Source organism: Bradyrhizobium sp. USDA 241 (assembly GCF_049739505.1).
Taxonomy (GTDB): Bacteria; Pseudomonadota; Alphaproteobacteria; order Rhizobiales; family Xanthobacteraceae; genus Bradyrhizobium; species Bradyrhizobium liaoningense.
Map to the genome: position 1 here is coordinate 964,413 of NZ_JBMGPZ010000004.1, position 23,101 is coordinate 987,513.

The window sequence follows — 23,101 nt, forward strand, 5'->3', positions numbered from 1 at the left end:
TTCCGGTCGGGAGGACCAGTCATGGGTGTTGAAGGCATCGGCGCACGCGTCGTGCGCAAGGAAGACAAGCGTTTCATTACCGGCAAGGGCCGCTACGTCGACGACATCAAGCTGACGGGCATGACCCATGCCTATTTCGTCCGCAGCCCGCACGCGCACGCCAAGGTGAAGGGGATCGACTCCTCCGCCGCACTGAAGATGCCGGGCGTGGTCGCAGTGCTCACCGGCAAGCAGCTCGTCGACGACAAGGTCGGCAATCTCATCTGTGGCTGGGCCATCACCTCCAAGGACGGCAGCCCGATGAAGATGGGCGCATGGCCGGCCATGGCGCCCGAGACGGTGCGCTTCGTCGGCCAGGCCGTTGCCGTCGTCATCGCCGAGAGCAAGAATCTGGCGCGCGACGCGGCCGAAGCCGTCGTCGTCGATTACGAGGAGCTTCCCGCGGTCGCCGACATGCAAGCTGCCATCAAGGCCGGCGCGCCCCAGCTTCACCCCGAAGCGCCCGGCAACCAGGTCTATGACTGGGTGATCGGCGACGAGGGTGCCACCGACGCCGCCTTTGCCAAGGCCGCCAATGTGGTGAAGCTCGACGTCACCAACAACCGTCTCGCCCCGAACGCGATGGAGCCGCGCGCGGCCATCGCCGATTACGACGCGGCGGAGGAGCACTTCACTCTATATACGACCTCGCAGAACCCGCACGTTGCCCGCCTCGTGCTGTCGGCGTTCTACAACATCGCGCCCGAGCACAAGCTGCGCGTGATCGCCCCCGACGTCGGCGGCGGCTTCGGCTCCAAGATCTTCATCTATCCCGAGGAGATGGTGGCGCTGTGGGCCTCGAAGAAGGTCGAGCGTCCCGTGAAATGGACGGGTGATCGCACCGAAGCCTTCCTCACCGACGCGCATGGCCGCGACCACATCACCCATGCCGAGATGGCGTTCGACGCCAACAACAAGATCATCGGCTTGAAGGTGAAGACCTACGCCAATTTCGGCGCCTACATGTCGCTGTTCTCGTCCTCGGTGCCGACCTACCTCTACGCGACGCTGCTGTCGGGCCAGTACAACATCCCGGCGATCCATGCCGAGGTGATCGGCGTCTACACCAACACCACGCCGGTCGACGCCTATCGCGGCGCGGGCCGCCCTGAGGCGAGCTATCTGATCGAACGGCTGATGGAAACGGCGGCGCGGCAGTTGAAGGTGGACCCGGCGGAGCTGCGCCGGAGCAACTTCATCACCCAGTTCCCGCACCAGACGCCGGTGATCATGGCCTACGACACCGGCGACTTCAACGCTTCGCTCGATGCCGCGATGAAGGCGATCGACTATGCCGGCTTCCCCGCCCGCAAGGCCAAGGCGAAGGCCGACGGCAAGCTGCGCGGCATCGGCGTGTCCTGCTACATCGAGGCCTGCGGCATCGCGCCGTCGAAGGCGGTCGGCAGCCTGGGCGCCGGCGTCGGCCTGTGGGAATCGGCCGAGGTGCGCGTCAACCCGGTCGGCACCATTGAGATCCTCACGGGATCGCACAGCCACGGCCAGGGTCACGAGACCACCTTCTGCCAGCTCGTCGCGGAACGGCTGGGCATTCCGATCAGCCAGGTCTCGATCGTCCATGGCGACACCGACAAGGTGCAGTTCGGCATGGGCACCTACGGCTCGCGCTCCGCGGCCGTCGGCCTCACCGCCATCCTGAAGGCCATGGAGAAGATGGAATCCAAGGCCAAGAAGATCGCGGCGCATGCGCTGGAAGCGTCGGAAGCCGACATCGTCATCGAAAACGGCGAGTTCAAGGTGACCGGCACCGACAAGGCGATCGCCCTGCCGATGGTCGCGCTCGCGGCCTACACCGCGCACAATCTGCCTGACGGGATGGAGCCGGGCCTGAAGGAGAGCGCCTTCTACGACCCGACCAACTTCACCTTCCCGGCCGGCGCCTATATCTGCGAGCTCGAGGTCGATCCCGGCACGGGCAAGACCTCCTTCGTCAACTTCGTCGCGGCCGACGATTTCGGCCGGCTGATCAATCCGATGATCGTCGAGGGCCAGGTCCATGGCGGCCTGGCGCAAGGGATCGGTCAGGCGCTGCTCGAGCACGCGATCTACGATGCCAACGGCCAGCCGGTCACGGCCTCGTTCATGGACTATGCCATGCCGCGCGCCGACGATTTGCCCTCGTTCAACCTTTCCCACACCACGACGCTGTGTCCGGGCAATCCGCTCGGCATCAAGGGCTGCGGTGAGGCCGGCGCGATCGGAGCGTCAGCGGCCGTGATCAACGCGATCACGGACGCGATCGGCAAGAACAATCTGGAAATGCCCGCAACCCCTGATCGGGTGTGGCGCACGGTCCACGCGGCTTAAGAGGGAGGAACGAAGATGTACCAGACCACCTATCATCGCGCCTCCTCGGTCGACGAAGCCGTCAGCCTGTTCGGCAAGAGCAGCGAGGCGAAGTTCCTTGCCGGCGGCCAGACGCTGCTGCCGGTGATGAAGCAGCGGCTTGCCGCACCGTCGGACGTCATCGACCTCGGCAAGATCAAGGAATTGCAGGGTGTCGAGCTGTCGGGCGACGTGCTGACCATCAAGGCCGGCACGACCTACTACGACATCATGACGAATGCCGACGTGAAGAAGGCGATTCCTGCGATCGCCTATCTCACCTCGGTGCTCGGCGATCCCGCCGTGCGCTACCGCGGCACGATCGGCGGCTCGATCGCGAACAACGATCCTGCCGCGGATTTCCCGGCCGCGCTGCTCGCGCTCGGCGCCGCCGTGAAGACCAACAAGCGGTCGATCTCGGCGGATGACTTCTTCAAGGGCCTGTTCACCACGGCGCTCGAAGACGGCGAGATCATCACCGCCGTGTCATTCCCGGTGCCGGCGAAGGCAGGCTACGAAAAGATGCGGCATCCGGCCTCGCGCTTTGCGCTGACCGGCGTGTTCGTCGCGCAGACCAAGTCGGGCGAGGTTCGGGTGGCCGCCACCGGTGCCTCGCAAAGCGGCGTGATGCGCGTGCCTGCGATCGAGGCCGCGCTGAAGGCGAACTGGTCGCCCTCGGCGATCGACAACGTGACGATTTCGGCGAGCGGACTGCTGGCCGATATCCACGGCACGGCGGAGTACCGCGCCAATCTCGTCAAGGTGATGGCCCAGCGCGCGGTCGCCGCTGCGCGCTGATAGCGCCTCCACGCAAATTTTCCGCGGCGCGCACTTCGGTGCGCGCCGTTTTTATTTGGCCATGCGGCATGAAAACCGCTTGCCTCGCTGGCGGGAAGGCGAGAAAAGTTAATCAGCCGATTAACTCGCCCCCAAGAGCAACGTGAGGCGTTTGCCGGATCATCGGCACCTGCCCGCGACCCGAGGAAACAACAACGTGCTCGACAAATCAGCCCCCACCTCTTCCGTCCGCACCTCCGGCCCGCTCTCGGGCTTTCGCATCGTCGAATTCGCCGGCATCGGGCCGGGCCCGTTCGCCTGCATGATGCTGGCCGACATGGGCGCCGACGTCGTCACGCTCGATCGCGTCGGCGCGAAGAAAAGCATGAAGTCGGTGGCGGGCCGCGGCCGCAAGGTGATCGAGCTCGACCTCAAGGACAAGGCCGCGATTGCACAGGTGCTCGACCTGCTTGCCAGCGCCGATGCGCTGGTCGAGGGCTTCCGTGCCGGCGTGATGGAGCGGCTCGGGCTCGGGCCCGAATTGGTGCTCGCGCGCAACCCCAAGCTGGTCTATGGCCGCATGACCGGCTGGGGCCAGGAAGGCCCGCTCGCCAATTCTGCGGGGCATGACATCAACTACATCTCCATCACCGGTGCGCTTGCCGCGATCGGCACGAAGGAGGCGCCAGTGCCGCCGCTCAACCTCGTCGGCGATTTCGGCGGCGGCGCACTTTATCTCGTCGTCGGCGTGCTTGCAGCGCTCCTGGAAGCGCAGAAGTCCGGCAAGGGTCAGGTGGTCGATGCCGCCATGTGCGACGGCGCGGCATCGCTGATGTCATTCTTCTTCGACATGACCGCGATGGGACGCTGGACCGAGGGGCGCAACCAGAACTTCCTCGATGGTGGCGCGCATTTCTATGGCGTCTATGAATGCGCCTGTGGCCATTTCATCTCGATCGGCTCGATCGAGCCGCAATTCTACGCGCTGCTGCGCGAGCACGCCGGGCTCACCGACGCCGATTTCGACGCGCAGATGGATCCCAAGGCCTGGCCCGCGCTGAAGGAGAAGCTCCAGACGGTGTTCAAGAGCAGGACGCGCGAGGACTGGTGCAAGATCATGGAAGGCACCGACATCTGCTTCGCGCCGGTGCTGACCATGTCGGAGGCGACAAAGCATCCGCACATGGTCGCGAGAAACGTGTTCGTCGAACGCCACGGGGTGAAGCAGCCGGGGCCGGCACCGCGCTTCTCGCGCACGCCCTCGACGGTGCGCGAGCCGGAGCCGGCGGAGATCGCCGCGGTGATGCAGGCGTGGAAGGCGGCGAAGTAGCCCAGCGACAGACCTGTAGGGTGGGCAAAGGCGCGACGCGCCGTGCCCACCATCACTCCGCAATTGGAGGTGGTGGGCACGCTTCCGCCTTCGCTCTTCGAGCTACGGCGGACAAGTCGCTTTGCACACCCTCCTACTTCAATTTCCGCTGTCGTCCCGGGGCGCGCGAAACGCGAGCCCGGGACCCATAACCCCAGGGAGTGGTGTGGCGACGGCTCGGAGTTTTCACTTCGCGCGACAACTCCTCCCTGTGATTATGGGTCCCCGCCCCCGTGCGCAATTGCCACTAGTACCCGGAATCAGAGCTGAGTGATACGGCGGCCTTTGAAACGGCGTTGACGGACCTTTTTCTTGGTCCAGACGAAGGGCTCGGCTCTGTCGTTGTATGCGTTGACGTAGGCATCGATGTGTTCCTGAAGCTGCTTGAGGCTCGTGAAGGAGGTGCCGCTGAGCGACTGCCCCTGCAAGATGGAAAACCATACTTCGACCTGATTGAGCCATGACGCACTTGTCGGCGTGAAATGAAATTGCACGTTGGGGTGGGCCTTGAGCCAGTCCTCGTTCTTTTTATGGGTGTTGAGGTTGTCGAGGATGACGTGAAGCTTGCGGTTCGGAAAAGCCGCGGTGACGCTGTTCATGAAATCGAGAAACTCGACGCGGCGCCGGCGTTTTGAATGGGTCGCGATGATCTTTCCGGTGGCGACTTCGAGCGCCGCAAACAATGTTGTGGTGCCATGCCGCTTGTAATCGTGGCTTTGGCCGGTCAAGGCGCGGCCATTGGGCAACTTCAGATAACCCTGCGCTCGCTCCAAAGCCTGGATCGAGGGCTTCTCGTCCACGCACAGCACAATGGCCTTCGCCGGCGGCGCGACATAGAGGCCGACAACATCGGCGGCTTTGGCCGTAAAGTTCGGGTCGTTGCTCTCGCACCAGGACTTGCGAGCCACCAGGTCAATCTTGTGGCTGCGCAGGAACCGCCAGACATATTGGACATCGACATCGCCCAGCGCCTCGGCCAGCAGGGGGCCGGTCCAGCGCGCAAACCCTTGCGGTGGCGGCTTATCCAGCAGCTTCAGAATCCGCTTGTCGGTCGTCTTCGTATAGATCGGCTGCTTGCCAGGCCGCGGCTTGTCTTGCAGCCCTTCAAGGCCATGGTCGGCATAGCGATGCCGCCAAAGGCTGACAATCCGCGGCTGGACCCCAACTTCCTTGGCGATCGACCGGGTGCTGCGCCCATCCGCCGCCAACAGAACTATCCGCGCCCGCTTCAAATCGCGCTGCAACGTCACCGGTGAGCGACAGCACGCCTCAAGCACCTTGCGATCTTTCCTCGAAAGGTGGACTTCTCTTGCTTCGGGTATCATCCCGACCTTGAATCACGACTCACGTTCCAAGAAAAGTGGGTACTAGGCGGGGACGACAGCCGTTGTGACGCGGCAGCTGTGCCCGCACGCGCCGCGCGACCTACGCCGCGCTATCCACCTTCAACACGCCGCGCCGGATCTGATCCTCCTCGATCGATTCGAACAGGGCCTTGAAATTGCCCTCGCCGAAGCCATCGTCGCCCTTGCGCTGGATGAACTCGAAGAAGATCGGGCCGATCGCGTTGGCGGAGAAGATCTGCAGCAGCACCTTGGTCTGGCCGCCCTCGACCACGCCCTCGCCGTCGATCAGGATGCCGTTCTTCCGGAGCCGTGCGACGTCTTCCCCATGCTTGGGCAGGCGCGCATCGATCTTCTCGAAATAGGTGTCGGGCGGCGACGGCATGAACGGCAAGCCCGCTTCGCGCAGGCCTTCGATGGTGCGGTAGATGTCGCGGCAGCCGCAGGCGATGTGCTGGATGCCCTCGCCGCGATAGGTCTTCAGATATTCCTCGATCTGGCCGGACTCGCCGGCGTCCTCGTTGATCGGAATCCTGATCTTGCCGTCCGGGCTCGTCAGCGCGCGCGAGAACAGGCCGGAGGCCCGGCCCTCGATGTCGAAGAAGCGGATCTGACGAAAGTTGAACAGCTTCTCATAGAAGCCGGCCCAGACGTCCATGCGGCCGCGATGAACGTTGTGGGTGAGATGGTCGAGATAGAACAGGCCGGCGCCGACCGGCCGCGGATCGCGTGCGCCGAGCCATTCGAACTCGGCATCATAGGCCGAGCCGTTGGCGCCGTAGCGGTCGACGAGATAAAGCAGGCTGCCTCCGATCCCCTTGATCGCGGGGACATCGAGCGTTTTCTGCGCGGATGACACGTCCGCAGGCTCGGCGCCAAGCGAAATCGCGCGGTCATAGGCCGCCTTCGCGTCGACGACACGAAAGGCCATCGACGGCGCGCAGGGACCGTGCGCGGCGACGAACTCGTAGCCGTGGGTTCCGGGCTGCTCGTTGACGAGATAGTTGATGTCGCCCTGGCGGTAGACCGTGATCTTCTTGGTCCTGTGGCGCGCGACGGACGCATAGCCCATCAGCTTGAACAGCGCGTGCAGCTCTTCCGGATTGGGATGCGCATATTCGACGAACTCGAACCCGTCGGTGCCCATCGGATTGTCGGCGCTGATCGTGGCCGGCGGTGCATCGTGCGGAAACGGACCCATGCTGTTCTCCCAATTTGATAGGAGGAACTATCCTTCATAGGAAGCGCAAGGGGCGTGCAAACGGGACCTGATTTCGCTACCTTATGCACGCTTTGTGCAAGAAATGGACGATTGACGCATGATTCCTGTGGACGCCTTCGACCTCAAGATCCTGGGCGCACTCCAGGACGACGGCCGCCTCACCAACCAGGAGCTCGCCGACCTCGCGGGCCTCTCCGCCTCGCAATGCTCGCGGCGGCGGATGCGGCTGGAGGAGGAGAAGGTGATCGCGGGCTATCATGCCGACCTCTCCAGCGAGGCGCTCGGCTTCGGCGTGATCGCCTTCATCCAGGTGGGGCTCGCGACCCACTCCCCGGACAATTCCAAGCGTTTTCGCGCGCTGGTGAACCGGATCGACGAGATCCAGGAGGCGTATTCGCTCACGGGCGATGCCGACTATGTGCTGAAAGCCGTGCTGCGCGACCTCAAGGGCCTCTCCAACCTCGTCAACGACGTCTTGATGCCGCACCAGAGCATGTGCGCGCTCCTCGATCGTGCTCGACAGGCTCAAGGAAAGCTCACGGCTGCCGCTCAAGGAGATCAGGGCCGGCTGAAATGGAGGGAACTATGGCATTCGCGCGGCGCGCGCGATCTGCGATGATCCGGCTCCACGTGCGGAGATTCGACATGGCCCTCCAGCTTCGGCCGAACTGCGAATTTTGCGACCGCGACCTGCCGCCGAGCTCAACGGACGCGCGGATCTGCTCCTATGAATGCACCTTCTGCGCGGATTGCGTCGAGACCAAGCTGTTCAACGTCTGCCCGAATTGCGGCGGAGGTTTTACCCCGCGCCCGATCAGGCCGGCGCAGGAGTGGCGGCCGGGGGTGTGCACAGCGAAGCAGGCGCCGTCCGACAAGCGGGTGCATTTGAAGTACAGCGTGGAGGATGTCGCGGCGCATTGCGCGAGGATCAAGGACGTGCCGCCGGAGCGGCGGTAGTTTCAGGGCCGTCGTTCCCAGGCGCACAAAGCGCGAACCCGGAACCTCGAGACTCTCAGGTGCGCAATTGCGCACCGTAGTTCGATGCTTCGCATCGCCCCGGAATGACGGTGACCCTACTCCGCCGGCAGAATCGTCCCCTCGACCTCGCCGAAGCCGACACGATAACCATTGCCCTGGCACCAGCCGCGCATCACGAGGCTGTCGCCGTCTTCCAGGAACGAGCGCTTGGCGCCGCCAGGCAGTTCGACCGGCTCGGTGCCGTTCCAGCTGATCTCCAGAAGACTGCCGCGCTGGTCCTTCTCCGGGCCGGAGATGGTGCCGCTGCCTAAGAGATCGCCGACATTCATGGCGCAGCCGCTGGAAGCGTGGTGCATGAGCTGCTGCACCGAGGACCAGTACATGTACTTGAAATTGGTGCGGCTGATGCCGGCGGGTGCATTGGCACCCGCAGCGCGCAAGGATACATCCAGCTCGACATCATAGTTCTGCGGCTTCGTCTGCTTGAGATAGTCGAGCGGCACCGGCTCCTGCTCCGGCCCCTTCAGCCGGAACGGCTCCAGCGCCTCGCGCGTCACCACCCAGGGGCTGATCGAGGTCGCAAACGCCTTGGCGAGAAACGGCCCGAGCGGCACATATTCCCATTGCTGGATGTCGCGCGCGCTCCAGTCGTTGAGCAGCACGAAACCGAAGATCATCTCCTCGGCCTGCTGCTCTGTGAGCATTCCGCCCATCGGCGAGGGCTGACCGATCACGACACCCATCTCCAGTTCGAAGTCGAGCCGCTTGCAGGGCCCGAAGCTCGGCGCTTCGACATTCGGCGGCTTCAGCTGCCCGCGCGGCCGCTTCACCTTCGTGCCGGAGACCACGACGGTCGATGCGCGGCCGTTATAGGCGATGGGCATATGCAGCCAGTTCGGCTGCAGCGCGTTGTCCTTGCCGCGGAACATCACGCCGACATTGGTGGCGTGCTCTTTCGAGGAATAGAAGTCGGTGTAGCCGGAGACCGCGAAGGGCATGTGCAGTTTGGCATCGCGCATGGGAATCAGGGCCAGCTTGCGCAACTCGTCATTGTCGCGCAATTCGGGATTGTCGTGCCGCAAGAGCTCGCTGATCCGCGCGCGGGTCGTCGACCACACCTTCGGGCCCAACGACATGAACGGGTTCAGGCTGCCTGCCGCAAAGGTCCCTGGCTGCCCGACATCGAGGCGGCCATCCTGCTCAAGCTCCCACAGATCGAGAATGTAGGCGCCGATGGCGACACCAACGCGCGGCGCCAATCCATTCGCCGAGAACACGCCATAGGGCAGATTCTGAATCGGGAAGTCGGAAGAGGGATCGACATCGATGAAGGAGCGGAGGCTGGGGTCGTTGGGATGGGGCATTGGCTTCCTGCCGGATGTTTTTTTCAGTTTCTTCGCCGTCATTCCGGGGCGCGCGGAGCGCGAGCCCGGAATCCATAACCACGATCGTGAGTATGGATTCCGGGCCTGCGCCTTCGGCGCATCCCGGAATGACGAAGTAACTACGGCCGGCTCGGATCGAACCGCTTCTCCAGGCCTTTCCAGCAATCGGCATAGTCGTCCTGGAGCGTCGATGATTTCGCCGCATGCGCGGTGACGCGCTGCGGATAGCGGGTCTCGAACATGAAGGCCATGGTGCCGGTCAGCTTCACCGGCTTCAATTCGCCGTTGCTGGCGTGCTCGAAGGCGTCGCGGTCCGGGCCATGCGGCAGCATGCAATTGTGCAGGCTCATGCCGCCGGGGACGAAGCCCTGCGGCTTGGCATCATAGACGCCGTAGATCAGGCCCATGAACTCGCTCATGATGTTCATGTGGTACCAGGGCGGACGGAAGGTGTTGTCCGCAACCATCCAGCGCTCGGGGAAGATCACGAAGTCGATATTCGCGGTGCCCGCGGTCTCCGACGGCGAGGTCAGCACCGTGAAAATCGAGGGATCGGGATGGTCGAAGCCGATCGCGCCGACGGGAGAGAAGGTGCGCAGATCGTACTTATACGGCGCGTAGTTGCCATGCCAGGCGACGACGTCGATCAGCGAATGGGCGAGCTGCGTCTTGAACAGCGACCCGCCCCACTTCACGAACAGTTCGGTCGGCGTGTCCTTGTCCTCGTAGTTCGCGACCGGCGTGAGGAAGTCGCGCGCGTTGGCGAGACAGTTGGCGCCGATCGGCCCGCGCTCCGGCAGGGTGAAGGCGCCGCCGTAGTTTTCGCAGAGATAGCCGCGCGCCGGGCCGTTCGGAATCTCGACGCGGAATTTGACGCCGCGCGGGATCACCACGATCTCGCCGGGCTCGGCATCGATGCGGCCGAACTCGGTGACGAGGCGAAGATTGCCCTGCTGAAGCACGAACATCAGCTCGCCGTCGGCATTGTAGAAATGCTGGTCCACCATCGATTTGGTGATGAGGTAGACATGCGCGGCCATACCGGCCTGGGTGTTCACGTCACCCGCTGTCGTCATGGTCTGCACGCCCTCAACGAAGGTGACATCCTCCTTCGGAAGCGGCGTCGGGTCCCAGCGCAGCTGCGCGATCGGCAGCTCGTATTCATGGCACGGTGCCGAGCGCCACAGGCCGGCATCGACCTTCTCGAACCGGCCGGAATGCTTCACCGAGGGCCGGATGCGGTACAGCCAGGAGCGCTCATTGGCGCCGCGCGGCGCGGTGAAAGGCGAGCCCGAGAGCTGCTCGGCATAGAGCCCGTAGGCGCAGCGCTGCGGCGAGTTGCGCCCGATCGGCAGCGCGCCCGGCAGCGCCTCGGTCTCGAAAGAGTTGCCGAAGCCGGACATGTAGCCGGGCGTCACCTGGGCCGAGCTGCGGATGATCTGGTCAGGCGAGGTATTGATGTTCATGACTATCCTCCTCCTTGCAAGGCGGCCCACATTTCCTGGTCGCGCTTGTCGGTCCAGATCACGGGGTCGTCGATTCCGGACGCTTCGTCGTAGGCGCGCGACACGTTGAACGGCAGGCAGTGCTCGTAAATGGCAAAGCTGGAAAATTTCGGATCCATCACCTCGCGGGTCGCAGCCATCGATTCTTTCAGCGTGCGGCCCTTGGCGACCGAGATTTCGGCCGCGCCATACAGCCAGGTGACGAAGTCGCGCGTCATCGCGATGGCCTCGCGCACCGTGGCTGTGCCCTTCAGCGCATCGCCGCGGCCCGGCGCGATCGCCTTGGGATTGAAGTTGCGGATCTCGTTCAACGTCATCGGCCATTCGCGCAAATGCGCATCGCCGCAATAACAGGCCGAGTGATATTCGATCAGGTCGCCGGAGAACATCACCTCCGCGTCCGGAACCCAAGCGACGATGTCGCCTGAGGTGTGGCCGGCGCCCAGCTGCATCAGGCGAACCTCACGCTTGCCGAGGTAAATCGTCATCTCGCCTTCGAAGGTCAGCGTCGGCCAGGTCAGGCCGGGAATGCTCTGCGCATCCTGGAACAGCCGCGGAAATCGGCCGTATTCGGAATCCCAGTCCTGCTTGCCGCGCTCCTCGATCAGCCGATACGTCTCCTGCGAGGCGACGATGCCTTGCGCCTTGTAGGCCGAGGCGCCAAGCACGCGCACGGCGTGATAGTGCGACAGCACGACATACTTGATCGGCTTGTCGGTGACTGCGCGCACGCGCTCGATCACCTTGTTCGCCATCGCGGGCGTCGCCTGCGCGTCGAACACGAGGCAGCCGTCGTCGCCGACGATGACGGCTGTGTTGGGATCGCCCTCGGCGGTGAAGGCATAGAGATCCGTACCGATCTCGGAGAAGGTGATCTTCTTCTCGGAGAGATCGCCGGTGGATGCGAAGTTCTTCGCCATCAATTCGTCCTTACAGGTTTATTGCTGTTGCTGTTGTTGCTGCTGACCGTCGATCATGCGGCGCTTCGCCAGCCCGATCGCCTCCCGCAGCACGTCGATATCGCCGATATGGTTGGCGAGGATCAGCACCAGCGCCGAATCGAGATCGGCGCTCTGCTCCTCGGTGAGCCCGCGATGCGCCTCGACGATGGCGCGGAAGGCGTCGTCCGGACGTGCGAAGTTGGAACTGGTGGAAAGCGGCATGCGAACCTCAATACAAGCCTTCGGCACGCGCCAGCGCTGCCGCGATCGTCGCACGCGCCGGATGGCGGAAGCGCGCCGCGACATAACCATCCGGCCTCAGCAGATAGGCGGCGCCCGGTTCGGCGCCGTAGCGCTTTGCGACCAAGCCCGAGGGATCGGCAAACCCGCCCTCACCGCCGATGCGGATGCCCTTGACGCCATCGGGCGCATCGATGGCCGCACCATTGCTGAACGACAGCAGGGTGAAGTCCGTTCCACCCTTGCGGAAGGCATCCGTCAGATAGATCTGCTCGCCGGCCGGCGTCGTGACGGGAGCGTCGAGCATGGAACAGCCGGGCGACGGTCCACCGTGCCACGTATCCGCGTCGAGCGAGGACAAAGGGGAATCATAGCTGCATGGCACCGAAAGCCGACCGCCATTGACCATACGCTTGCCGAACTCGGTCTCCTTGGCCAGCGACAGCACCGCCTTGCGCAGCCGCGCCTCCTGGTGCGAGTTCGGCGCCATGAAATCGGTCGAGCGGGTCGATTCGCGGATGTTCTCGTCGGCGGCTGCGCTACGCTCGATGTGATAGCTCTCGAGCAGGCTCGCGGGCGAGGTCCCGCGCAGCACGCGATTGAGCTTCCAGGACAGGTTTTCGGCGTCCTCAAGTCCCGAGTTGGCGCCGCGTGCGCCGAAGGGCGAGACCTGATGCGCGGAATCGCCGGCAAAGACCACGCGGCCATGGATGAAGCGGTCCATCCGCCGGCACTGGAATTTGTAGAGCGAGATCCACTCGAACGCGAACTTGTCGTGGCCGAGCATGCGCGCGATCCGCGGCCGCACGTTCTCGGGCTTCTTCTCGACGACGGGATCGGCGTAGCGGTTGAGCTGGAGGTCGATGCGCCAGACATCGTCGGGCTGCCGGTGCAGCAGCGCCGAACGCCCGGCATGGAACGGCGGATCGAACCAGAACCAGCGCTCGGTCGGGAATTCCGCAGTCATCTTGACGTCGGCAATGAGGAACTGATCCTCGAACACCTGTCCGGCGAACTCGGCGCCGACCATCTGCCGCAGCGAGGAGCGCGCGCCGTCGCAGGCGATGACATATTGGGCGAGCACGCGGTAGGCGCCCTCGGGCGTCTCGATGGTCAACGCGACGGAACCGTTGCGTTGCTCGAGCGCCGTCACCTTGTTGCGCCAGCGCAGGTCGATCTCAGGCAGATCGTCGATGCGATCGACCAGATAGGCCTCGGCGTAATATTGCTGGAGATTGATGAAGGCCGGCCGCTTGTGGCCGTCCTCCGGCAGGAGATTGAACTGGTAGAGTTGGGATTCGCCGTGGAAGATGCGGCCGACGCTCCACACCACGCCCTTGTCGACCATGCGGTCGCCGACGCCGAGCCGGTCCCAATATTCCAGCGAGCGCTTCGAGAAGCAGATCGCGCGAGAGCCCTCGCCGATGCGGTCGGCATCATCCAGAAGGACGACACGCTGGCCGCGCTGAGCAAGATCGATCGCCAGCGACAGCCCGACCGGCCCCGCACCGACGACCACGACCGCGTGCTCGGCCGGGCTCTGGCCGGAACGATCCTGATCGGGGTGGCGTCGATAGCCGAACTGGGATTTGGCCTGTGCCATGCACTAACCTCGGCTCTGGTCAGGAGAGGACTGATCTGCTAGATAGTCTCACATGCAACTATTTTGGACCGGAGCCGGCCGGCCGTCAACTGGAATTCGGAGCGCTTTCCTTGGCAAGGACATCCAGCGACATCGCGCTGAAGGCGCGCGAGACTTCGGCGCGGCCAAAGCCACGGCTCGACCTGTTCAAGTTCGTGCCGTTCCGCCTCAACCGGCTCGCAGCGGAAGTCAGTTCCGCGCTTTCGGTCGAATATCAGGAACGGCATGGCCTCGACATTCCGGCCTGGCGCGTGATCGCCACGCTCGGCTTCCGCAACGATGCCTGCAGCGCGCAGTACATCGCGCAATGCACCCGCACGCACAAATCCACCATCAGCCGCGCGGTGACCACGCTGCTCAACGACGATCTGATTGAACGGGTCGAGAACGAGGCCGACCGCCGCGAATTCCGGCTGCAACTGACGAGGAAAGGCCGCGCGCTCTACGAAGAGCTTTTCCCGCAATTGCTGCGGCGGGAAGACGAGATCCTCGCTTGCCTTTCCGCGCAGGAGCGCAGGCAACTCTCGGCCCTGCTCGGCAAGATCGAGCAGAGCCTCGATCTGATCCAGACCAGCGAAGAGGCCGACGCCAAGCAGGCGTATTAGTTAGCGTCATTCCGGGGCGCGCATAGCGCGAACCCGGAATCCGTCTATCCGCGCAATTGGCCGCGCGATGGATTCCGGGCCTGCGCCTTCGTCGCACCCCGGAATGACGGCTTCGCTGTCATTTCGCGAAAGATCGCGTCGGCGGCATATGCAGCGCCCAGGCGTCGACCTTCTCGCTGGCGCGCGGATAGATCTCCGTCACGATCGGATCATGTCCGGGAATGAACCTGTCGGGATGGCCGGCAAGGCGCTCGATCGTCTCCCAGCCCTGCGCCATGTCGCCGACATTGTAGACGATCGGGAACGGGCTCCTGCGCTGCAGATTGGCGTAGTAATGCGCAGCATCGGATGCCAGCACCACCGGGCCGCGCGCGGTCGCGACCCTGACCACCTGCAAGCCGTCGGAATGGCCGCCGACGCGATGCACGGTCACGCCTGGAGCAACCTCGCCGTCACCCGAATAGAAGCTGACGCGCTCGCGATAGACGTGGCGCACCATCTGCGTGACGTGCTCGACCGAGAACGGATGTCGCAACAGGCCGTTGCACATGCAGCGGCCGGTCGCGTAAGCCATCTCGCGCTCCTGGAGATGGAAGCGCGCATTCGGGAAGCGGTCGAGATTGCCGGCATGGTCGTAATGCAGATGCGTCACGATGACGTCGCGAACCGCAGATGCGGCGACCCCGAAGCGCTCCAGCGCATCGACCGGGTTGAGCGTCAGCTTGCGCGCCCGCGCACTCGCCTCCTCGGCATTGAAGCCGGTGTCGACCAGAATGTCGCGGCCGTGCCCTCGGATCAGCCAGACGAAATAGTCTAGGTCCTGCGCCGCACTGTCATGTGGATCGGGTAGCAGGAAGTTCATGCTGGGGGTGCGCGGCGACATCGTCGCGTAGCGAAGGGCGTAGATTTCGTAGACGTTTCCCATGGTCTTGCTTTTCTGAGTTGGATCTTCTGGGACGATCGAGCACACCAAGCCATCACCGGCATGAAAGGTCAAACGGGGCATTGCGCCGGGAGCCGGCCCCGCAATGTGAGACCAATCACATTTTTCATCGCAATGGTTGCCCTAACATGCTGCCGATGGGATCGAACCAGGCCGCGCCGAGTACCGTCATGACAGCCCGTCCACCCCCTCGCGGCACGCCCATACGTTGCGGTCAATCGCTACGATAATGCCGAATCTCCAAGCGGTTGACGCCCCCCGTCCCCGGTTTGATAATGCAAGAAGCGTAAGTTAAGGTCGCCGCGGCGCAAGCTGGAACGGCGCCTTTTTGGCTGGACCGCGCTGATTATGAAAATTCGCTTCTTTTTTCTTCTGCCCTTGCTCGTCTCGCTTGTCCCGACTGCCCCATCCTTTGCGGCCGGCGACCGTTTTGCGCTGGTCATCGGCAACGCCAAATATCCGGACGCGGATGCTCCGCTGAAGGAACCGATCAACGATGCGCGCGACGTGGCTGATGAGCTCAAGCGGGACGGCTTCTCGGTCGAGATCGGCGAGAACCTGACCGGCGACGGAATGCGCCGTGCCTTCGACAAGCTCTACGGCAAGATCAAGCCCGGATCGGTGGCGCTGGTGTTCTTCAGCGGTTTCGGTATCCAGTCGGCGCGCCAGAGCTACTTGCTGCCGGTCGATGCGCAGATCTGGACGGAGTCCGACGTGCGCCGCGATGGTTTCAGCCTCGAGACCGTGCTCGGCGAGCTCAACAGCCGCGGCGCCGGCGTCAAGATCGCGCTGATCGATGCGTCCAGGCGCAATCCGTTCGAGCGCCGGTTCCGCAGCTTCTCGGCCGGCCTGACCCCGGTCATCGCGCCCAACGGCACGCTGGTGATGTATTCGGCGGCGCTGGCCTCGGTGGTCTCGGACGCCGGTGGCGACCACAGCCTGTTCGTCCAGGAGTTGTTGAAGGAGATCCGCGTTCCCGACCTGATGGCCGAAGAGACGCTGAACCGTACCAAGATGGGCGTCACCCGTGCCTCTCGCGGCGAGCAGGTGCCGTGGATTTCCTCGTCATTGGCCGAAGATTTCTCGTTCATTCCGGGCGCCGGCGGATCGCGTCCCGCAACGACGCCGCCGCCTGCGCCTCCCGCTGCGCCGGCCGTCGTCGCCAACAACCCGCCGCCGGCACCACCTGCCCCGCCGGCGCCGCCTCCGCCGCCGAAGCCGGCCGACACTGCCGCGGCATCCGCTCCTGTTGCTCCAGCTGCCCCCGCCCCCGCACCCGCGCCGCCCCCCGCGCCGAAGCCACAGATCGAGGCCGCCCTGCCTCCGCCGCCACCGCCGGTAAAACCGATCGATCCCGGCCTCGCACCGAGCACCGACAGCGGACCCAGCGCCGCCGCGCTGGCTGACGATCCCACGATCAAGGGCCTGACCGCCAAGATCGCCGCCAATCCGGACGACGTGAACGCGTTGTACCGGCGCGGCCAGGTCTATGCCAGCAAGGGTGCCTACAACCTCGCGATCAAGGATTTCGACGACACGCTCCGGATCAATTCGAAGGACGTCGAGGCGCTGAACAACCGCTGCTGGACTCGCACCGTGGTCGGTGACCTCCAGGGCGCGCTGAAGGATTGCAACGAGGCACTGCGGCTTCGGCCGAACTTCGTCGATGCACTGGACAGCCGGGGACTCGTCAACCTCAAGTCGGGCGCGGTGAAGAACGCCATCGCCGATTTCGATGCGGCCCTGAAGATCAACCCGCGCCTGACCTCCTCGCTCTACGGACGGGGCCTTGCCAAACAACGCAACGGCTCCGCCCAGGAAGGAGCGCTGGACATCGCCAATGCCAAGGCGATGGATCCGAACATCGTTCAGGAATTCGCAAGCTACGGAGTGCGTTGATATTTTTTCGAGTTGAGGCAGTCGAAGCCTCGAACCTTGAACGGGCCAAGAAAGACTAATGGGCGGATGCCGCAAGAGGCCTTTTCCGGGGCTTATTGCTGGAATTTGGAAGCACGCAAGCTGGCTGAGCAGGAGGGACTGGCTATGAGATTGGCTGCAAAAGGACTTACCGCGATCCTGTCCATCATCATCGTCGGCGCCGCTCTGTCATTGCCGCGCGCGTACGCAGGCGATGACGGCAACAGCAAGAATGTCACCGAGGACGAGATCGTTCGCGCGCTCGCGCCGCCAGCCAAGAAGCCCCTGACCCGCGGCCTCTCGATCGGCCCGCAGACCGAATCCGCGCCGAACGCGGCGGAGACCAAGCTGATTCAGTCCGTGCGCGGCCGCTCGACGCGCTCGCTGTCGTCGACCGAGCGCGAGGAAATCGCTTCAGTCGTCAAGGACAAGCCGAACATCGATCTCGAAATCACGTTCGACTACAACTCCGCCAATATCAGCGCCAAGTCGATGCCGTCGGTGCAGGCGCTCGGCCGGGCGCTGACCAGTCCCGACCTGAAGGGCTCGACCTTCGTGGTCGCCGGCCACACCGATGCCGCCGGCGGCGAAGCCTACAACCAGGACCTGTCGGAGCGACGCGCCGATTCGATCAAGCGCTACCTGGTCGAGAAATACAGCATCGCCGCGACCGATCTCGTCACCGTCGGCTATGGCAAGAGCAAGCTCAAGAATCCGAGCCAGCCGCTGGCAGAGGTCAACCGCCGCGTGCAGGTCGTCAACATGGAAAACAAGACTACCGCGTCGAAGTGAGCTCGACGTAATCCTTTACAGTGAACAGTCGTGATGTGGTGTAAGGTCTCGCTTCCAAAGCGCGTCCCGCAACCTTGCGGGACGCTTTATTTCAGGGAAACGCTCTGTCTGGGCCTCGCACGGACGGCCGTGAGCCAGGCCAGGATGATCCGGCGATGAATCTGACTCAATATCTCAAGCCGGCCGGAACTGTGCTGTTCGTCGCCGTGCTCGGCGTCGGCTATTATCTGTTCGAGCATCGGCATCGCCCCGAAGCGAAGGAGACGCCGGGCGAGGCGCTCGTCATCGTGACGAAGTCGACCAACGCCTGCTTCTCCGACCTGGTCCGGGTGACCGGCTTCTTCGTGCCGCGCCGCGAGGCGGTGGTCGTTGCCGACCAGGAAGGCTCAAGAGTCACCGACCTCCTGGTCACAGAAGGCGCCATTGTCGCCGACAACCAGGAGCTGGCGCGCCTGACTGCGCCGCCGCAGATTCCGGGGCAGCCGCAGCGACCCGGCCCACAAGGCCCGATCTCGTTGAGAGCACCTGCGCCGGGGCTCATCACCGAGGTCCGCACCATCGTCGGCGCGCCGGCCTCGCCGCAGGCCGGTCCGATGTTCCGCATCGCCGTCAACAACGAGATCGAGCTCGACGCCCAGGTGCCGGCGGTGCACATGTCCAAGCTCAGTTCCGGCGCGACCGTGCGCATCAGCCGCGACGACGCGCCCGATCTGATCGGACGCGTCCGGCTGGTCGCGCCCGAAATCGACCGCACGACCCAGCTCGGGCGCGTTCGCATCAGCGTCATCAACAATCCATCACTCAAGGTCGGCGTGTTCGCCCGCGCCTCGATCGACGCCAAGCGCAGCTGCGGCGTCTCGATCCCCAAGACCGCGATCGACCATCTGATGGTGCAGGTCGTCAAAGGCAATGTCGTCGAGACGCGCAAGGTGCGGGTCGGACTGTCGTCCGACACCTCGACGGAAATCCTGGAAGGTCTCGAGGTCGGGGAAATCGTCGTGGCCGACGCCGGCTCTTCGCTCCATGATGGCGACCAGATCAAGACCATGTTCGCCGATGAACTCGATCGCACGCGGGTACGCTGATGGCTCTCAATATCTCGGCATGGTCGATTCGTCATCCGCTGCCGTCTGTCGTCTTTTCAATCATCCTCCTGGTTCTCGGCTGGACCTCCTTCACCAAGCTTGCGGTGACGCGGCTGCCCTCGGCCGACATCCCTGTGATCTCGGTTGCGGTCTCGCAGTTTGGCGCAGCGCCAGCCGAGCTCGAATCCCAGGTCACCAAGACGGTTGAAGACGCGGTCTCCGGCGTCGAGGGCGTCAGGCACATCACCTCCTCGATCACCGACGGCCTGTCGGTCACCACGATCCAGTTCGCGCTCGAGACCAACACCGACCGCGCGCTCAACGACGTCAAGGACGCGGTGACGCGCGTGCGCTCCAACCTGCCGCAGAACGTCACCGAGCCGCTGATCCAGCGCGTCGACGTCATCGGCCTGCCGATCGTCACCTATGCCGCGATCTCGCCCGGCAAGACGCCGGAGCAACTCTCCTATTTCGTCGACGACGTGGTCAAGCGCGCGCTTCAGGGCGTGCGCGGCGTCGCGCAGGTCGAGCGCATCGGCGGTGTCGAGCGCGAGATCCTGGTCTCGCTCGATCCCGATCGCTTGCAGGCCATGGGCCTGACTGCCGTCAATGTCAGCCAGAGCCTGCGCGGCACCAATGTCGACGTCGCCGGCGGCCGCGCCGAGATCGGCAAGAACGACCAGGCGATCCGAACGCTCGCGGGCGCCAAGACGCTGGGCGATCTCGCCGGCACCATGATCCCGCTGTTCGGCGGCGGCGAGGTCCGGCTCGACGATCTCGGCACCGTCACCGACACCATCGCCGACCGCCGCACCTTCGCCCGCTTCAATGGCGAGCCGGTGGTTGCGCTCGGCATCAAGCGTTCCAAGGGCGCCAGCGACGTGAAGGTCGCCGAAGCCGTGCAGAAGCGCATCGACGCGCTCAAGGCGGCCTATCCCGACGTCGATCTGAAGGTGATCGACACCTCGGTCGAATACACCAACGGCAACTACCACGCGGCGATCTCGACCCTGTTCGAAGGCGCCATCCTCGCCGTCGTCATCGTGCTGCTGTTCCTGCGCGACCTGCGCGCGACCATCATCGCCGCGATCTCGCTGCCGCTGTCGATCTTCCCGGCGTTCTGGGCGATGGACCTGCTCGGCTTCTCGCTGAACCTCGTCAGCTTTCTCGCCATCACGCTGTCGACCGGCATTCTCGTCGACGATGCCATCGTCGAGATCGAGAACATCGTCCGGCACATGAACATGGGCAAGTCGCCCTACCGCGCCGCGCTGGAGGCCGCCGACGAGATCGGCCTCGCGGTCATCGCGATCTCGCTGACCATCATCGCGATCTTCGCACCGGCGAGCTTCATGTCGGGCATTGCCGGACAGTTCTTCAAGCAGTTCGGCATCACCGTCTCGGTACAGGTTTTCTTCTCGCTGCTCGCGGCCCGATTCGTCACCCCGGTTCTGGCAGCCTACTTCCTCAAGCACCATACGCATGTGGAACCGCCGCCCGGCCGCATATTGCGGTCCTATCATCGGATCGTGGCCTGGTCGGTGAAGCACTATTTCATCACGGTGCTGATCGGCCTCGGCGTCTTCGCCGCCTCGATCTGGAGCATCACGCTGCTGCCGCAGGGCTTCCTGCCGGCGCAGGACAGCGCCCGCTCGCTGCTTGCCCTCGAGCTGCCGCCGGGTACCCAGCTCGCCTACACCGAGAAGGTCACCGAGGACATCGTCGCGCGCCTGCGCAAGCGGCCCGAGGTCAAGAGCATCTTCGTCGACGGCGGACGTGTCCCGCCGGGGACCCAGGAAGTACGGCGCGCCGCCCTGATCATCAACTACACGCCCAAGAACAGCCGCGACATCACCCAGCGCGAGCTTGAATTCTCGATCAGCCAGGAGCTGGAGAACGTTCCCGATATCCGCTTCTGGTTCCTGGACGAGAACGGCCTGCGCGCGATCTCGCTGGTGGTGACCGGTGTCGACCCCAACATCGTCAACAACGTCGCGAGCGAGCTTGCGACGCAGATGAAGCGCATTCCCACCATCGCCAATGTGATCTCGGAGACCTCGCTGGAGCGTCCCGAGCTGCGTATCGAACCGCGCGCAGATCTCGCCGCACGGCTCGGCGTGTCCACCGAAAGCCTGTCGCAGACCATCCGTGTCGCCACCATCGGCGACGTCGGCCCTGCGCTCGCCAAATTCGACGTCGGCGATCGCCTGGTACCGATCCGGGTGCAGCTCGAGGATGCCGCGCGCGGCAATCTGAAGACGCTCGAACAGTTGCGCGTGCCGCTCGGCGAGCGCGGCGAGAAGGGCGGCGTGCCGCTCTCGGTCATCGCCGATGTCAAGCTCGACCAGGGTCCGACCAGCATCAACCGCTACGACCGTGAGCGGCAGGCAACCGTCGCGGCCGACCTCGTCGGCTCCGCCGCGCTCGGCGACGCCACCAAGAAGATCTACGACCTGCCGGTCATGAAGACACTGCCGAAGGGCGTGAAGGTCTCGCCCTCCGGCGACGCGGAAAGCCTGAACGAACTGTCCGACGGCTTCGCGACCGCGATCACGGCGGGACTGATGATGGTCTACGCCGTGCTGGTGCTGCTGTTCGGCACCTTCCTGCAGCCGATCACCATCCTGTTCTCGCTGCCGCTCTCGATCGGCGGCGCCATCGCCGCGCTGCTCGTCACCGGCAAGCAGCTCACCACGCCGGTGTGGATCGGCATCCTGATGCTGATGGGTATCGTCACCAAGAACGCGATCATGCTGGTGGAATTCGCGATCGAAGCCATTCGCGCCGGCAAGCCGCGCGAGGAAGCCATGATCGACGCCGGCATGAAGCGCGCCCGGCCGATCGTGATGACCACGATCGCGATGGCCGCCGGCATGATACCGAGCGCTCTCGCGGTCGGCGCCGGCGGCGAATTCCGCTCGCCGATGGCGCTCGCGGTGATCGGCGGCCTGATCTTCTCGACCATCCTGTCGCTGGTGTTCGTGCCCGCGATGTTCATGGTGATGGACGATTTCGGCGCCCTGATCTGGCGCTTCGCCAAGCGGCTGATCGTGCACAGCGAGGACGCCGAGACGGACGATCATCACGGAGCGGCACCAGCGGAAGCGCCCCGCGTACCAAAGAACTTCGTGCACCCGGCGGCGGAGTAGGACCGCGCGTCTCAAACGGACGACGCCGCCGGTTGGGTGCGATGATGAGTGCGCGGCGAGCAGGAAGATCGGACGCCGCGAGCAGCCGCCTCCCCTACTCGTTCCGCGCGATCGCGGTCAGCTTGCTCATGTTCCGCAGCAATATCCGGCCGCGCTGGAGATCGAGGATCGCCTCCTTGCGCCAGGCCTGAAGCTGGCGATTGACGCTCTCGCGGGCGGCGCCGACGAAGACGCCGAGCTGCTCCTGCGAGATGTGGACCTCGGAGCCGAAATCGGCGGCAAGCGCGCAGAGCCGTCGCGCCAGGCGAACCGGCAGCGGCTGCAGCATGGATTCTTCCATGCGCTCGCTCTGCCAGCGGATGCGCTGGCACAGCAGTGCGATGATCTTGATCGCGACCTTTGGCTCGCGCTCGAGGAAGCCGAGGAAATCTTCGCGCCGCAGCACGAACAATTCGCTGGTCTCGCCCGCAGTGGCGTCCGCCGTGCGGCTTTGGCCGTCCAGCACCGCGACCTCGCCGAACAGGTCGCCCGGCCCCATGAAATTCAGCGTCAGCCGGCTGCCGTCGGAGGCGCCGGTCTCGATGCGGACCTGGCCGCGGCGCACGCCGAACAGCGCGTCCCCGGGATCGCCCTTCTGGAACAGCACCTCGCCATTCCCCAAATGCTGGGTGTGACAGAGATTGGACAGCCGCTGGAGCTCGTCTGCGCCGAGATCGGCGAACATCGGGTTCATCTTCAGGATGACCGCAAATTCGGCCTGCTTGCTCATTTCAATGTCCTTGTGAACGTCCTGGTCACTATTCCTGTCAAATCGCTTGAAACCATC

18 protein-coding genes and 1 pseudogene are annotated in these 23,101 nt (G+C 64.3%); 10 read left to right on the plus strand and 9 right to left on the minus strand.

Annotation, left to right across the window (positions count from 1 at the left end; translation table 11 throughout):
* Nucleotides 1-21: 21 nt before the first annotated feature.
* From ABIF91_RS14355 to ABIF91_RS14365, 3 genes are all read left to right on the plus strand, one after another.
* Complete coding sequence (locus ABIF91_RS14355) at nt 22-2,364, plus strand: xanthine dehydrogenase family protein molybdopterin-binding subunit (protein WP_028181082.1); 2,343 nt, start codon at nt 22-24, stop codon at nt 2,362-2,364.
* Nucleotides 2,365-2,379: 15 nt separating this feature from the next.
* The gene (locus ABIF91_RS14360; RefSeq protein WP_028181081.1) at nt 2,380-3,180 is read left to right on the plus strand and encodes an FAD binding domain-containing protein; all 801 of its coding nucleotides are present in this window, start codon (nt 2,380-2,382) and stop codon (nt 3,178-3,180) included.
* Nucleotides 3,181-3,376: 196 nt separating this feature from the next.
* The gene (locus ABIF91_RS14365) at nt 3,377-4,489 is read left to right on the plus strand and encodes a CaiB/BaiF CoA transferase family protein (RefSeq protein WP_028181080.1); all 1,113 of its coding nucleotides are present in this window, start codon (nt 3,377-3,379) and stop codon (nt 4,487-4,489) included.
* A gap of 299 nt (nt 4,490-4,788) precedes the next feature.
* On the opposite strand, the gene ABIF91_RS14370 is transcribed toward ABIF91_RS14365, so the two are convergent.
* Both ABIF91_RS14370 and hppD read right to left on the minus strand, forming a co-directional pair.
* A complete protein-coding gene (locus ABIF91_RS14370) occupies nt 4,789-5,853 on the minus strand; it encodes an IS630-like element ISRj1 family transposase (RefSeq protein ID WP_026192128.1) in 1,065 nt (354 codons plus the stop codon).
* 100 nt (nt 5,854-5,953) lie between these two features.
* Nucleotides 5,954-7,072 carry a 4-hydroxyphenylpyruvate dioxygenase gene (gene hppD / locus ABIF91_RS14375; RefSeq protein WP_424579212.1) on the minus strand — a complete coding sequence of 373 codons (1,119 nt, stop codon included), beginning with the start codon at nt 7,070-7,072 and terminating at the stop codon, nt 5,954-5,956.
* Nucleotides 7,073-7,190: 118 nt separating this feature from the next.
* On the opposite strand from hppD, the pseudogene ABIF91_RS14380 reads away from it, so the two are divergent.
* Nucleotides 7,191-7,665 (plus strand): annotated as a pseudogene (locus ABIF91_RS14380) (Lrp/AsnC family transcriptional regulator).
* A 73-nt stretch (nt 7,666-7,738) separates the two neighbouring features.
* A complete protein-coding gene (locus ABIF91_RS14385) occupies nt 7,739-8,050 on the plus strand; it encodes a DUF1272 domain-containing protein (RefSeq protein WP_028178777.1) in 312 nt (103 codons plus the stop codon).
* 116 nt (nt 8,051-8,166) lie between these two features.
* Here the strand turns inward: ABIF91_RS14385 and fahA are convergent, their stop codons facing one another.
* The 5 genes from fahA to ABIF91_RS14410 all read right to left on the minus strand — a co-directional run bounded on the left by fahA (nt 8,167) and on the right by ABIF91_RS14410 (nt 13,745).
* Nucleotides 8,167-9,435, minus strand: coding sequence for a fumarylacetoacetase (gene fahA / locus ABIF91_RS14390; RefSeq protein WP_028178778.1), 1,269 nt, complete (start codon nt 9,433-9,435; stop codon nt 8,167-8,169).
* A 140-nt stretch (nt 9,436-9,575) separates the two neighbouring features.
* The gene (gene hmgA / locus ABIF91_RS14395; protein WP_028178779.1) at nt 9,576-10,922 is read right to left on the minus strand and encodes a homogentisate 1,2-dioxygenase; all 1,347 of its coding nucleotides are present in this window, start codon (nt 10,920-10,922) and stop codon (nt 9,576-9,578) included.
* Nucleotides 10,923-10,924: 2 nt separating this feature from the next.
* Complete coding sequence (locus ABIF91_RS14400; RefSeq protein ID WP_028178780.1) at nt 10,925-11,881, minus strand: MBL fold metallo-hydrolase; 957 nt, start codon at nt 11,879-11,881, stop codon at nt 10,925-10,927.
* Nucleotides 11,882-11,899: 18 nt separating this feature from the next.
* Nucleotides 11,900-12,124 carry a DUF2783 domain-containing protein gene (locus ABIF91_RS14405; protein ID WP_028178781.1) on the minus strand — a complete coding sequence of 75 codons (225 nt, stop codon included), beginning with the start codon at nt 12,122-12,124 and terminating at the stop codon, nt 11,900-11,902.
* Nucleotides 12,125-12,131: 7 nt separating this feature from the next.
* Nucleotides 12,132-13,745: an FAD-dependent oxidoreductase gene (locus ABIF91_RS14410; protein WP_035670619.1), complete on the minus strand. Its 1,614-nt coding sequence runs from the start codon at nt 13,743-13,745 to the stop codon at nt 12,132-12,134.
* A gap of 110 nt (nt 13,746-13,855) precedes the next feature.
* On the opposite strand from ABIF91_RS14410, the gene ABIF91_RS14415 reads away from it, so the two are divergent.
* Nucleotides 13,856-14,389, plus strand: coding sequence for a MarR family winged helix-turn-helix transcriptional regulator (locus ABIF91_RS14415; RefSeq protein WP_028178783.1), 534 nt, complete (start codon nt 13,856-13,858; stop codon nt 14,387-14,389).
* A 118-nt stretch (nt 14,390-14,507) separates the two neighbouring features.
* Here ABIF91_RS14415 and ABIF91_RS14420 read toward each other — a convergent pair whose 3' ends face one another.
* Complete coding sequence (locus ABIF91_RS14420; RefSeq protein WP_028178784.1) at nt 14,508-15,314, minus strand: N-acyl homoserine lactonase family protein; 807 nt, start codon at nt 15,312-15,314, stop codon at nt 14,508-14,510.
* Between the two features lie 366 nt (nt 15,315-15,680).
* Here ABIF91_RS14420 and ABIF91_RS14425 point away from each other — a divergent pair, with 366 nt between their 5' ends.
* The 4 genes from ABIF91_RS14425 to ABIF91_RS14440 all read left to right on the plus strand — a co-directional run bounded on the left by ABIF91_RS14425 (nt 15,681) and on the right by ABIF91_RS14440 (nt 22,275).
* A complete protein-coding gene (locus tag ABIF91_RS14425) occupies nt 15,681-17,231 on the plus strand; it encodes a caspase family protein (RefSeq protein WP_028178785.1) in 1,551 nt (516 codons plus the stop codon).
* A 144-nt stretch (nt 17,232-17,375) separates the two neighbouring features.
* Nucleotides 17,376-18,041 (plus strand): OmpA family protein, encoded by a 666-nt coding sequence (locus ABIF91_RS14430; RefSeq protein WP_035670633.1) that lies wholly within the window; start codon nt 17,376-17,378, stop codon nt 18,039-18,041.
* A gap of 155 nt (nt 18,042-18,196) precedes the next feature.
* Nucleotides 18,197-19,126: an efflux RND transporter periplasmic adaptor subunit gene (locus ABIF91_RS14435; RefSeq protein ID WP_028178787.1), complete on the plus strand. Its 930-nt coding sequence runs from the start codon at nt 18,197-18,199 to the stop codon at nt 19,124-19,126.
* The gene (locus ABIF91_RS14440; protein ID WP_028178788.1) at nt 19,126-22,275 is read left to right on the plus strand and encodes an efflux RND transporter permease subunit; all 3,150 of its coding nucleotides are present in this window, start codon (nt 19,126-19,128) and stop codon (nt 22,273-22,275) included. Before ABIF91_RS14435 ends, ABIF91_RS14440 begins: the two co-directional genes overlap by 1 nt.
* Before the next feature lie 94 nt (nt 22,276-22,369).
* Here ABIF91_RS14440 and ABIF91_RS14445 read toward each other — a convergent pair whose 3' ends face one another.
* Nucleotides 22,370-23,044 carry a Crp/Fnr family transcriptional regulator gene (locus ABIF91_RS14445; protein ID WP_028178789.1) on the minus strand — a complete coding sequence of 225 codons (675 nt, stop codon included), beginning with the start codon at nt 23,042-23,044 and terminating at the stop codon, nt 22,370-22,372.
* Between the last annotated feature and the right edge of the window lie 57 nt (nt 23,045-23,101).